At 44.6% G+C, this 13,659-nt stretch carries 9 protein-coding genes; 3 read left to right on the top strand and 6 right to left on the bottom strand.

Annotated features, from left to right (window positions below):
• The coding region (locus tag EAE90_RS17185) for an esterase/lipase family protein (RefSeq protein ID WP_422616001.1) at positions 1–910 on the bottom strand (910 nt) is incomplete at its 3' end.
• Positions 911–3,436, bottom strand: a complete 2,526-nt coding sequence (locus EAE90_RS17180; protein WP_214054497.1) for a type VI secretion system Vgr family protein — start codon at positions 3,434–3,436, stop codon at positions 911–913.
• A 1,179-nt stretch (positions 3,437–4,615) separates the two neighbouring features.
• On the opposite strand from EAE90_RS17180, the gene EAE90_RS17175 reads away from it, so the two are divergent.
• Complete coding sequence (locus EAE90_RS17175; RefSeq protein ID WP_214054496.1) at positions 4,616–5,572, top strand: hypothetical protein; 957 nt, start codon at positions 4,616–4,618, stop codon at positions 5,570–5,572.
• A gap of 268 nt (positions 5,573–5,840) precedes the next feature.
• On the opposite strand, the gene EAE90_RS17170 is transcribed toward EAE90_RS17175, so the two are convergent.
• Entirely contained in the window at positions 5,841–6,704 is an 864-nt protein-coding gene (locus EAE90_RS17170) for a helix-turn-helix domain-containing protein (RefSeq protein WP_036780805.1), read from the bottom strand.
• A 502-nt stretch (positions 6,705–7,206) separates the two neighbouring features.
• On the opposite strand from EAE90_RS17170, the gene xthA reads away from it, so the two are divergent.
• Complete coding sequence (xthA, locus tag EAE90_RS17165) at positions 7,207–8,013, top strand: exodeoxyribonuclease III (RefSeq protein ID WP_214054495.1); 807 nt, start codon at positions 7,207–7,209, stop codon at positions 8,011–8,013.
• Positions 8,014–8,076: 63 nt separating this feature from the next.
• Here xthA and EAE90_RS17160 read toward each other — a convergent pair whose 3' ends face one another.
• The 3 genes from EAE90_RS17160 to EAE90_RS17150 are packed head-to-tail and all read right to left on the bottom strand — an operon-like array spanning position 8,077 to position 11,618.
• The gene (locus EAE90_RS17160; protein WP_214054494.1) at positions 8,077–10,005 is read right to left on the bottom strand and encodes a DNA topoisomerase III; all 1,929 of its coding nucleotides are present in this window, start codon (positions 10,003–10,005) and stop codon (positions 8,077–8,079) included.
• A 5-nt stretch (positions 10,006–10,010) separates the two neighbouring features.
• The gene (gene selD, locus EAE90_RS17155; RefSeq protein WP_214054493.1) at positions 10,011–11,054 is read right to left on the bottom strand and encodes a selenide, water dikinase SelD; all 1,044 of its coding nucleotides are present in this window, start codon (positions 11,052–11,054) and stop codon (positions 10,011–10,013) included.
• 12 nt (positions 11,055–11,066) lie between these two features.
• Positions 11,067–11,618 (bottom strand): NAD(P)H nitroreductase, encoded by a 552-nt coding sequence (locus EAE90_RS17150; RefSeq protein WP_214054492.1) that lies wholly within the window; start codon positions 11,616–11,618, stop codon positions 11,067–11,069.
• Between the two features lie 170 nt (positions 11,619–11,788).
• On the opposite strand from EAE90_RS17150, the gene sppA reads away from it, so the two are divergent.
• Positions 11,789–13,654, top strand: coding sequence for a signal peptide peptidase SppA (gene sppA, locus EAE90_RS17145; RefSeq protein WP_214054491.1), 1,866 nt, complete (start codon positions 11,789–11,791; stop codon positions 13,652–13,654).
• Positions 13,655–13,659 lie beyond the last annotated feature (5 nt).

Genomic DNA, 13,659 nt, shown 5'->3' with positions numbered 1-13,659 from the left:
GCGCTAACACCGGGGTCATCTCCGCGCCATTACTGCCGATAACCAGTCCAACCATTCCATCTTCACCGGTTTTCATCCTTTTATAAGTCATGGGTGAACCGGTATCAGGCATCACCCCATGCACAATGCCTAAAATTTTATCTCTGCCATTCAGCAATTCTGAATAATAACGAGCAACCAGCCCTCCCATTGAGTGAGTGACTAAAATCACCTTTTTAGTTGCACACCGTTTACCATAGAAAGCTAAAACCTTATCCACATATTCCGCCAGCCTCTTGGCTGAATCTTTATTGGATTGCAACCAGTTATAGCCCATCACATGAACCGGGTAGAGAAAATCATAACTATGGTCAACCTCTGCCTCGGTCAGCGGCTCTTCCCCCCACTCCGCATTCAGGTTCATATCAACCATACGTTGCCGAAGGGTTTTTTCCCCCTTCTCTGCCAGACAGTACTCAAAGGCCAGACGCTCATCATCCAACACCGCCTGAAGCCAGGGCAGGAAAGTGCCATAGCTCATATGGGCTATCTCCCCCCAACCGCGCTGCTTGCAAGTCTGGAATTTATTCTTCTCAGTGTGATCAGGCGTGATATCCCCGGAATCATCAACCTTTGTTTTATTCGGGTCTAAAGTTTTCTTCCTGTAAGACGCACCCGAGCACATCCAACCTAAAACATCAAAACTTAATATCCTGTTTAGCCGCCAGACTGACTCCCCCTCTGTCGATTTCAAATTACTCCCCATCACCCCCGGCAGGAAAATTACCGGGATCACTTTAGTCGCGTACTTCAAACACGTCGCCACCAGATTTTCTTCAATTCTGGCATTCGGCACGTTGTAATAAGGGAGGCCCAGTTCATCATATTCAGGGTGAATAAAAATCTCATTTTCTTTCGGCTCACTCATCATTTACTCCTCATCTTTTATTTTCAATTGACTGATTTCCACCCCAACCTGCTTTTGCAAAGGGGTTTTTCCATTCTGTATGGTTGATAATGCCTGTACGCCGCCATCTTCGGCATGGAACTGCATATTTTGACGGTCTAACGGAGAAATCTTATAAGCCCGTACAGCCTTCGGCGTTACCGCATAATTCGTGGTTTGCCATTGCTGTACTGTCTGGCTAACACTCTGCCCGCCAAACTTCTGCCACACTGCCGCCCGTTGGATGATGTGATTGGGCGCACCACACTCCACCTGACCATTTCCTATTCGAATATAACCACCGCCACTGACCAGTAAGATCTCCTGTTTGGCGCTGATGATCACTTTTCCCTCATGGCTATTCACCGTGATATCTTTCAGTGCCGCCAGCCCCATCTCATCACCCTGCGCTTCAATATCTACCCGGCCTTTGCTGGCAAACAGTTTGATGCCCAGTTTTTGGGCAAACAGGCTGATCCTTTCACCTGCCGCTACCGTGAATTTTTTCAATACGCTGAAATCGGTACTTTTCCCACTGGTAGCAATAATATTTTCCCCGGCCGCCAACTGGAGGCTTTTTGCCGTCGTCTGCGCGATACCCTCCGGCGCGGAGAGTAACAACGCGGATTTTTTCAGCTCGGCTAGCGTTTCACTTAACAACGCCTTCTGTTGCTGCAAATCCGCCAGTTCTGCTTTAGCCATTTCAGCCGCGCCGCATAATGCCTCAGTTAAGGTCTGCGCTTGTTGAAGTTGATTCAGCGCCGCCTCCATCGCCAGCACCTCACCCCCCGCTTTGGCCTGTTTATCCGCACTGATAAACAACCCTTTACCGGCCCGGATCACGCCCCAGTCGTCGGTTCGCAGCTCAAAGCCTTCTCCCCGTTTATCCGGGTGTGGGCGCTGGCTATCGACGAGATGACCGAGGTTCAACTGGCTTTTACCGCCGTATTCGGTACTCAGTTTGATATGTTCCCGACCACGTTCGTCACCCATCCGCAGTTTGTTATTCGCCGGGGTGCGCAGAATGTTGCATTTGTAGTTGTAGAGATTGACGTGATCCGGGTGCATTGAATCGTGCAGAGCATGAGCGATATAGGGCCGATCCGGGTCGCCCCCTTCAAAGGCGATCGCGACTTCGGTACCTTCCAGCAACGGCCAGTGAAAGCCATACTTCTCCCCCGCGTACGGACGCGCCAGACGCACCCACAAGCTTTCGCTCCCCTGCGTCCATTCCGCCCGGTCAAAGTCAAACGACACCCGATACAAGCCGTCTTTGTCGATATCGCCGTAGATATCATTCACTTTTGTGCTGCTCACCCGCGCGGGTATCGTGCCCGCCATCACCGGTTTCGGCACCCGTTCCGGGCGAAAGCACACGGTCTCGGAATAGGGAATGGCGGTGAACGCCATCTCAAAACTGCTGTCCCGGCGGGCGCTGTTGGTGATCTGAGTGATGATCGCCCCTTTGCGAAACGCTTCCGGCGCGTCGCCCTTCACTTTCAATTCCTGCCCCGGCACCAGCGTGGCGGAGGTGGTCATTCCCCGCAGGCGGATGCGTTGATTCAGGTAACGCTCGTGATGCAGGCGGGCATAAAACACCCCGCTTTCCGTCTCCGGTTGATAGGCGTAACGGTCGCCGGGTATCCGGTAATCATCGCGGTAATGGTACGCTTCACCATAGGTGGTGCGGTCGCCCCGTGTCACATCCGCCTCAGTGTTCAAGCCAGGATACGGCCGGGCATCGTGGTAGTCATAATTGCGGGTGGTAATTTTTCCCTCCACCACCTGATACGCGGTCTCCATGCCCCACACCACCGCGTCCTCCTCGCCGTGCATGCCTGACGGATTACGGGCAGGCAGGTAGACGTTGAACTGGTAGTCACGCTGGTCGTCGTAAAATTCCACCACGTCGATCTTTAACCGGTCATCCGCCGTCACTTTGTACCAGATACCCACTTCCGCCAGCAGGCGTTGGATAAAGCGCAAGTCATCTTCGCCATACTGCATCACCTGTTCCCGCCTCGGGTAGTTGTGTGTCAGACTGAACAAGAAGTCCTGCCCGCGAAAGCCATGCCGCTCCCGCAGAATTTTCTCCACAATCTCCGGCACGGACAGTTTTTGGTAGATGGCGTATTGATGGCTTCTCGCCATCAGCGCCAGCCGGGGTTCCAGTATCACTTCATAACGGCTTTCGTCCCGCGAGGTGGAAAGCAGCTTAAAGCCGCTGATCACCCCGTAAACCGAGCGCAGCGGCTCCGGCGGCACAATCGGCATCCACCGTATCCCCGGATTGATCGCAGGCGAGGTCAGGGTAAATGAAGCCTGCTGCATCAGCATCTGTGCCGGTTCAATCCCTTTCTCCGAACTGGTGAATTCAATGGCATAGCGAAACGGCTGGCTTAAGGCTTCCTGCCCGGTAAAGGCCAGCACATCCAGCGGCGCTTTATTACGCCACACTTTTAGTCTGTAGCGGCTGTGATCAAAGATGATCATCGGTGTTGGATTTGTCATATTTTTTCCTAATTTTTCTACGGTCATTAGTCAACAATAAGAACTCAATATAAAGCCATACCATTATTGTCATACTGGGAAATAACCCACGCCGCTATTTCCCGGTCGGCAGTTAACTGAGCCGTAAATATCTACACAGGCCATTCATGTTTTCACAATACATCAATAACCGGAGCAGGATGAGCGATTTAAAAAATCCTCCCATCATCTTAATGGGAGCTTATAAAGATCAACTCTTTTTTCAAAAAAATACAATTTTTAATGTCTGGACTCTATCACCATTGGTATAACCGCATGTCGGACAGGATATTTAATCCCATATAACAACAACATGACATTTATTGACAAAAATAAGCTTGCATTGGTTGCCATAAAATGAGATGGAGTTGAACATTCGATTATAATCAGATAATCCACCCATGAGATTAATATTCTATTTTCATTTTTTTCAATATGTTACATGGATTTCAATCTCATTATTACTTATTTAAATATCATGCATCAATTCACCGTAAAAAAGAATAATTCTCATTCATGCTATACGAATAACAAGATATTCTGTGATGCAGGATAAAAAAACAAACCAACCCTTATCGCCACCGGGCAAGTGTAAAGGCACTACCACGAATACAATCCGTATAGATTAAGTCAGAATATTGTTAATGATATTCTCTCAAGATATCTATCCTTTTACTGCTCTAGGGAGTTAGTAATTCGATTAACCTATTCAGACAACGTATTGTCAGAATGAGTGCAAATTATATCTTACGCTGATATGCCCACCATTTATTCCTTATCTTCTACAGCAAGATAAATTATTTATAGACGGGGTAATTCTCTTAATTAGCCGATAATAAAGTCAATACTTTTTTATCATAAAATGCCTCTCGTTTAATTTTGATTAAACTTCAAGAATAAATAACCAAATATCTTTTAAAAAAACCGTCAATCATCCAAGTTCATATCAAATTCATTGATAACATTCCCATTTATTCTTAATGAGAGCTTATTTACCAAGATAGAGATAAATGAATACTAAGATGCTGAGAACAATTATCAATTAATCAATAAAGTAACTTCGTGATGTTAAATAAATTCATCAAGTCATGGAACTATCTGCCTTGTTAAACTGTCGTAAACCTGTTACTCATTCCCCTATAATTAAGGATAGAAATCATAATGGCGTTAAAACAACTCATCTCAGCTACGCTGATTTTTAGCTTATTGTCAACTGCTGCACTCGCAGGAAAACCACGAAACTATCTCTACACTTCATCCGATGAGCTCGATCAACTACGTCCTCTGTTAGAACGTCAAGACATTGACGGTGTACAAATTGTTTATAGCTGGAAACAATTGGAGAGTGCGCCGGGGAAATATGATTTTTCCGCAATCGAAAAAGATTTGTCAGTGCTTAACAGAATAAAAAAGAAGCTGTTTGTTCAGATCCAAGATCGTTTTTTTGAGAAAAATGCCCGCTATATTCCATTTTATCTCCAACAAGGCAAAAAATATCAAGGCGGTTTAGTTGCTCAAGTTGATAATCCCGGTGAAGGAAAAGCGCAAGGTTATGGTTGGGTTGCTATTCAGTGGAATACCGCGTTGCGCAAAAGCTATCAGAATCTGCTTTCCGAACTGGCAAAAGAATTTGATGGCCGTATTACCGGGATTAATCTACCAGAAACTGCCATTGATATTGACATGAAACAGGATAAGAGCGGTTTTAGCTGTAACCGCTATTTTGCCGCCGAACTTGATAATATCAAATTTGCCCGCCAGGTATTCGAAAAATCCTACGTGGTACAATATGTTAATTTCTGGCCATGCGAATGGGATAATGATCATCAGTATATGTCTCGCTTTTTTAATTTCGCGTCGAAAAATAAGATCGGTCTCGGCGGCCCCGATATCGTGCCGTATCAATCTGCTCAAATGAAAAATGCTTATCCCTTTTTCAATCGTTACAAAGGCAAACTGGATTTGGTGGCAATGGCAGTCCAAGAACCCACATTGACCTACACCAACCCAAAAACCAAAAAACCCTTCACTCAGGAGGAGTTTACCGACTTTGCCGAAAACTATTTGGGGGCTAATATTATTTTTTGGAGTACCACAACACCGTGGCTAAAGCAGTAAAGCAAAGGCCATGCAGATTTGTGCATGCACAATGGGTTGTGCCAGACACCAGACGAGAATGAATAATAATTCAGGCTTGTCGTACATGTTGCCCCAAAAGGCGAGGAACAATCCATTTTTCCTCACCACTACTCAATATTCACTTGGAATATTCAAATAAGAATTATAGATATAAATTTATCGTTTAGGTACAGTGAAAAATCTTTATAATTATCTCCGCATAACAACAACGCGGAGCTTACAATAATCCTCTCCGCGTAGATTAATTTTAACTCATGTCATTGACTGAATCGATAAAACGATTAAGTACACTTGAGTGTGATTTGGACTTATAAATATAACATTGATTTGCTGCACCAGGTTTTGCAATAGGAACAAAACTCAAAGCATCTCCTCCTTCCAATTCATCAGGATGAGAATCGGTAATAAATATATAATCTCTGGAATAAATGAAATTCATGCAGCATCCCATATTATCCATCTGACGCATATTTACTTTTCCACCACTTTGAATAACTTCTTCTTCCAAGTTTTTAATGAAACTACTTTTATAAAGTACAGGATCGCACAGCCAAGTATTACTCTTTAGCAATTGCATCACATCGCCACCAGCAATATCCAATAATTCTTTTCGGCAGCAAATTCCCAATTCAGGCCCTTTGATTTTACGAATGAGACTAAAACGGTCACTTAGTATCTTTTCTGAGCTCAGAATGAGCGTGTTGCCGTCGTAATCCACTATTTCTTCAATGTTATCATAACTAAACCGGAATATATTTACCTGGGAGCTATTTCTGTCAGCCGCTTTATATAAATAAATAAGATGTTTGTTTTTCCCCCAATCGTAATAAATATTAACTATGTTACATATACTACCACTGATATGTTTTTTAGTTATTTCTTTTTCTTGTAAATAAAGATCTTTAAGATCATTATATAATTCTAAACCATCTTTAGTCAGACTCATCCCAAATTTCTCCCTTTTGAAAAGGCGCTTCCCTAATGTTGCCTCGAAGTCTTTGATTGATTTAGCTACTGGAGGAGTTGTACGGTTCATCACTCTTGCCGCTTTACTTAAAGAACCATTTTCCACCACTGCCATGAATGCTTCTAATTTACGAGAAAAAAACATAATTCACCGTTCCTATATAACTTGTGGCTAAAATAATTTCTTTGAAATAGCCTTCACCAAATGACAGCTAAATCAAGTTTGATACTGTGAAGGCATAAATTTTGTACAAAAAAACAAATACTTCTCAAACATATACCACATAAAAAAAGCGTATGTTCAATACATAGGTGGCTCAATAAACTCTATTATTCATGTTTATCATGGTTCAAAAATTAATCTCAACCAATCAACCATTAGAAAATATAAACATTACTAACGAGCTCAATTTTCTATCAAAGATTAGGATAGGGTTCTACATTTTTCAGTAATCAATTTTTGTAACACTTGAGATAAAAACGGTCTAACCGAGGCCCTTTCTCACCACAAATTATTATATTTTCCACAACAAATTATAATATTAGGGGGTCCGTTACTATTTCGTACTGACCATTGTCAATAGTTACTTTTTAAAATCCATCTGTTACTATTGTTCCTGTGTCTTTTTACTGGATGGCTGTAAAAGATGAAATTTATCTCTTTTAATATTAATGGATTACGTGCCCGCCCCCATCAGTTAGCTGCGATCGTCGAGCAACATCAACCCGATGTTATCGGCTTACAGGAAACAAAAGTTCATGATGAAGCGTTCCCTTTAGAAGAGGTTAGAGAACTTGGCTATCATGTATTTTATCACGGCCAAAAAGCCCATTACGGCGTTGCACTGTTAACGCGCCAGGCGCCTCTTGCCGTATATCGTGGTTTTCCAGGGGATGATGAAGATGCTCAACGCCGGGTTATCATGGCAGAAATGGAGACTCCACACGGGCCATTGACCGTGATTAATGGCTATTTTCCACAGGGAGAAAACCGTGAACATCCAGTGAAGTTTCCGGCAAAAGAGAAATTTTATCAGGATCTGCAAAACTACCTGGAGCAAAACTTAACCCCTCAATCACAAGTGATTATCATGGGTGATATGAATATCAGCCCGACAGATCTGGATATCGGAATTGGTGAGAACAACCAAAAACGCTGGTTAAAAACAGGCAAATGCTCTTTCCTGCCAGAAGAGAGAGATTGGATGGATCGCCTGAAAAATTGGGGCCTGGTTGATACATTCCGCCATCTCAATCCTGAATGTAACGACCAATTTTCTTGGTTTGATTATCGTTCCAAAGGGTTTGATGATAATCGAGGGCTACGCATTGATTTACTGCTTGCAAGTAAACCTTTGGTGGAGCGCTGTATCGCAACAGGTATTGATTATAAAATCCGTGAGATGGAAAAACCCTCGGATCATGCCCCTGTTTGGGCGGAATTTAAAATTTGATATTCAATTAACGTCGAATATCAATCGCTTATTTTAAAATAACGCTAATTTAATTGCTGCGCCCTATGGCGCAGCCGTTTTAGTGTTTTTTGTCGCTTTGGTTTTTTTCCCTTTTTTATCTTTAACCGGCAATGGTGGTAAGTCACGAAAAGCGGTTAAATTACGGTTCTGTTTAGCCTGCCAAATTAATTGCTGCAATGTCTCCTCAAGCGGCCCCATGAAATCTTGATAGCGAAACTGTTTTTCGCTGATTTGCGTTAACCGAGACTCCCAATGAGCGGTCATATCCGGTAAAGCGGCCATATCAGGCAATACATGAATCAACGCCCTGCCCGCAGGCGTGGCATGAATATGACGCCCTTTCTTATAAAGAAACTCCCGCTTAAATAGCAATTCGATAATGCCAGCCCGTGTTGCTTCCGTTCCCAATCCATCCGTTGCCCGAAGAACTTTTTTTAGTTCCTTATCCTGTACAAAACGGGCAATTCCTGTCATAGCTGAAAGAATAGTTGCATCAGTAAATGGTTTCGGAGGTTGAGTTTGGCGCTCTACCACCTCTCCTCTTTCACACAATAATTCATCACCTTTAGCCACAACGGGTAATGGCGTTCCGTCATTCTCTTCATCACGCTCTTTATTACCAAGCAACGTTCTCCAACCTGCCTCAGCAAGAAAACGGGCTTTAGCAATAAATTTTCCACCAGCAATTTCTAATTCAATGACACATTTACGGAATATGGCATCCGGGAAAAATTGCATCAAATATTGTCTGGCAATCAAACCATAAATATTAGCCTCGTTATCCGTCAGATTTATATGACTACTTCGCGCTGTCGGGATAATTGCATGGTGAGCATCAACCTTTTTATCGTCCCAACAACGATTCTTTCTATCTATTTCCAATAATTCTTGTGGCAACAGATTTGCTGCGTGAATGGATATCGCATTAAGCACCGCATGACGACCGGCAAAGTGTTCATCAGGCAAATAACGGCAATCAGAACGGGGATAAGTAATTAGCTTATGTGTTTCATATAATCGCTGACAAATGTCCAACACTTGCTGCGCATTTAAGCCAAAACGCTTAGCAGCTTCAATCTGCAAAGAAGATAATGAAAACGGCAAAGGAGCGACTTCAGATTCCCGTTTATCCTGATAAGAGGTCACATAGGCTGGTTGACCGGTTATTCTGGCAACAACATGTTCAGCCAGAGGCCGGTGTATCAATCGCCCCTCTTCATCCAAAAAATCGATACAGGATTCACTTGGTTGCCAGATAGCGATAAAACGTTCATCTTTCGGCGTAACAATATGCGCTTTTACCTCAAAAAAATCTTTGGGTACGAAGTGCTCAATCTCTTCATCCCGGCGGACAACTAACCCCAAAACCGGGGTCTGAACCCGCCCGACAGATAATACTCCCTGATACCCTGCATTGCGGCCAAGCAAGGTATAGGCACGGGTCATATTAATGCCATACAGCCAGTCAGCTCTGGCTCTGGCAAGGGCTGAAACACATAACGGAATAAAATCCCGGTTATCCCTTAACCGCTCAACAGCTCTGATCACCGCCTGTGGATTTAGATCGCTTATCAAGCAACGACGAACATTTTTCCGCCTGCCATCATCCAGTTTCAAAAAATCCAAAACCTCATCCACCAACAGTTGCCCTTCCCGATCCGGGTCCCCGGCATGCACGATTTCATCGGCTTTTTCCAACAACGTCTGGATGATGTTGAGCTGTTTCTCAACAGAAGGCCGCGGTTTTAACTGCCACTTTTCAGGAATGATTGGAAGATCAACTAATGACCAACGGGCAAAACGACCGTCATAGGCATCAGGCTCCGCCTGTTCCAGCAAGTGCCCGATACACCAGGTAACAAACTGGTTATCGCCACAAGCGATAAAGCCATCGCCACGGCGATGCGGTTTGGGTAACACATCGGCAATCGCCCTGGCCAGGCTGGGTTTTTCTGCAATAAAAAGCCGCATGGGTATTATTCATTGACCTCAATGAGTACTGTGCCTGACTGTTGTTCAGACAATTCACCAATCGCGGTCAGTTCGATGCCATGACATCGTGCAATCGCTTTCACTTCGTCTATAGCTTCTGGTAGAACAGCCAACAACAGGCCACCGGATGTTTGTGGATCACATAACAGTTTACGCTGAAGTTCTGTCATTTCACCAATAAGATGACCGTAGCTATCAAAGTTACGCTCGGTTCCCCCCGGAACACAACCCTTTTCAATATAAGATTCCACTTCCGGCAGTTTAGGCACTTTTGCAAAATGGAGAGTGGCCTGAACCCCCGACCCTTCACAAATTTCACTCAAATGCCCTAACAGCCCAAACCCGGTTACATCGGTCATTGCTGTAACACCAACCACCTCAGCAAAATCCATCCCCAACTTATTTAAGCGACACATGGCGTCTATCGCGATGCCCTGATGTTCAGACAACAGCAAGCCTTTTTTCTCCGCTGTGGTCAATACACCGATGCCAAGCGGCTTTGTCAGAAATAGCTGGCAACCCGCTTTCGCTGCGCTGTTCTGTTTCACTCGGTCAATATTAACGATACCGGTTACAGCCAGACCAAAAATAGGTTCAGGCGCATCAATAGAGTGCCCTCCCGCCAGTGCAATCCCGGCCCCTTTACACGCAGCTCGGCCGCCTTCAATCACCTTACGGGCAATTTCCGGCGCCAATTTATCGATAGGCCATCCCAAAATAGCTATCGCCATAATGGGTTTACCGCCCATCGCATAAATATCGCTGATCGCATTTGTGGCGGCAATGCGCCCAAAATCAAAGGGATCATCTACAATCGGCATGAAGAAATCTGTCGTACTGACAATGCCGATACCGTTGCCAATATCATAAACCGCAGCATCATCACGGGTTTCATTACCCACCAGTAAGTGAGGATCAAGAAATTTCTCCTGCTCACTATGCAAAATGGTTTCCAAAACTTTTGGCGAAATTTTACAACCGCATCCAGCACCGTGGCTATATTGGGTAAGGCGAACTTCTGTTGACATAACAGACCTCGGTTACAAGTAGCTGACAAAATTAGTCATATCAGGCAGAGTAACTTTATTCGGCGCTTTTAGCGCAGGCGTTCCAAGGTAGAGGAAACCCACTATTTTATCATGTTGATGACAACCCAAACCGGCACGCACGGTATTATCATCAGTCCAAGAACCCGTACGCCAGATACCGCCAAACCCTTGAGCCACAGCAGCCATTTGCATCGCATGTACCGCACAACCCGCGGAAACCACCTGTTCCCATTCCGGTATTTTGGAATTCTCAGCCACTTTTGCAATAACAGCGATGATTAATGGCGCACGATAAGGTGCGCTTTTCGCTTTTTCTTCCGCGTCAGCGCCAAGCTGACTATCAATGGCTGCTTGATGGAGTAATCGACTAAACCGCTCAATACCTTCATCCTGCATGACAATAAAATGCCACGGACGTAGTGCGCCATGATCGGGCGCTCTCATGCCCGCCGCCAGAATATGCTGTAATACTTCACCTTGAGGCGCCGGGGTTGTTAAACGTGATACTGAACGTCTGTTCAACAAAAGTTCTAATGCATCCATCTTTTCTCTCCTAGATAATGTATTTTGTTATAAGCTAACATTTTCTGTTTATTTGTTAACAAATAAAAGCCCTAAAGCTGTCTTTTCAGGCAATATGCCACTATTTGAAGCTGACATTTACATGTCTGATCATTAGGATAGCTTCACTTGATCCTATTTTTGGAGATGATATGCGTATTTTATGGAAGTTGATCGCAAGATTATTTAAATGGAGTTGGCGATTATTAAATTTTATTCGGGAAGTCATTTCAAACCTGATTTTTATCATGCTGATTCTGGTTGTGGTTGGCGGTTTCCTGCTTTATCAACAGCCAAACAAAACGGCAGATAGTTATCGGGGAGCATTATATGTCAATCTCACCGGTGTTATTGTGGATCAGGTCTCCAGCCGTACTCCATTGACTCAACTGAGCCGTGAACTGTTTGGCGCATCCAGCAATAAATTTCAGGAAAACTCCCTGTTTGATATTGTTGATAGCATTCGCCAAGCAAAAATCGATAACAAAATCACGGGCCTGGTGCTGAAACTTGATGATTTCATCGGTGCCGATCAGCCATCCATGCAGTATATCGGTAAGGCAATTAATGAGTTTAAAACTTCTGGTAAACCGGTTTATGCTATCAGTGATAGTTATAATCAGTCACAATATTATCTGTCTACCTTTGCCGATAAAATCTATCTATCGCCACAAGGAACGGTTGGTCTTTATGGCTATTCAACCAATAACCTGTATTACAAATCCCTGCTGGACTCACTGAAAGTCACCGCGCATATTTTCCGCGTCGGCACGTATAAATCAGCCGTTGAGCCGGTTATGCGCGATGATATGTCCCCCGATGCCCGCGAGGCTGATAGCCGTTGGGTTAATGGTCTATGGAATAACTACCTCAATACTGTCGCTACCAACCGCAAACTCACTGTTGATCAGCTATTCCCAGGCGCTGATCAGATGATTGCCGATTTACGTGCTGTTGGCGGAGACAATGCGCAATATGCGCTTAAACACAAATTGGTCGATTATGTTGCGTCACGCAATGTCATTGAAAACGACATGACAAAAGCCTTTGGTTGGGACGAAAAAAATCGCCACTTCAATGCTATCAGCATCTACGACTATGCACCGCAATTGGTAGAAGGCAAATTATCATCTAAAGGCAATATCGCCGTGATTGTCGCACAAGGCGCAATCGTCGATGGGCAGCAGACGCAAGGTATGGTTGGCGGGGACACGACAGCCGCTCAGATTCGTCAAGCTCGTCTGGACGATAATATCAAAGCCGTTATTCTGCGAGTAAACAGCCCTGGCGGCAGTGTGAGCGCTTCTGATGTTATTCGTACCGAACTGGCCGCGCTACGTGCAGCGAATAAACCTGTGGTGGTTTCTATGGGCGGAATGGCGGCATCCGGTGGTTACTGGATCTCTACTCCATCTAATTACATCATCGCAAACCAAAGTACGTTGACGGGTTCTATCGGTATCTTCGGCGTCATCACCACTTATGAAAACAGTCTGGAACATATTGGCATCCACACTGATGGCGTTTCCACGACGCCGCTCGCGGGTATTTCTGTCACCAAAGGACTCAGCAAACAGTTCTCAGAACTGATGCAGCTTAATATCGAGAATGGCTATAACAACTTTATCGGCCTTGTTGCGGATTCACGCCATAAAACACGTGAAGAAGTCGATAAAATTGCTCAGGGGCATGTGTGGATTGGTTATGATGCTAAAACCAATGGATTGGTCGACCAATTAGGGGATTTCGATGATGCGGTCACTAAAGCGGCTGAATTGGCAAAATTGGATAACCCAGAACTTGACTGGATGCAGCCTGAAATGTCATTCAGTGAGTTGCTGATGAACCAATTGGCAGCAACCGCGCAAGCTATCGTACCAGAAGCGGTTCAAGCCTGGCTCCCCGCTCCATTGGCGCAAGTAGCTCAGGAAGTGAAACAACAAAGTGAGTTCTATCGCCATCTCAATGATCCACAAAATCGTTATGCATTCTGTTTAAATTGCGGAGATATTCGCTAAACAGC

This window comes from Photorhabdus caribbeanensis, from assembly GCF_018448885.1.
Lineage (GTDB): Bacteria > Pseudomonadota > Gammaproteobacteria > Enterobacterales > Enterobacteriaceae > Photorhabdus > Photorhabdus caribbeanensis.
The sequence above is the reverse complement of the archived record's forward strand: the minus strand, read 5'-3'. Positions and strand labels throughout refer to the sequence as shown.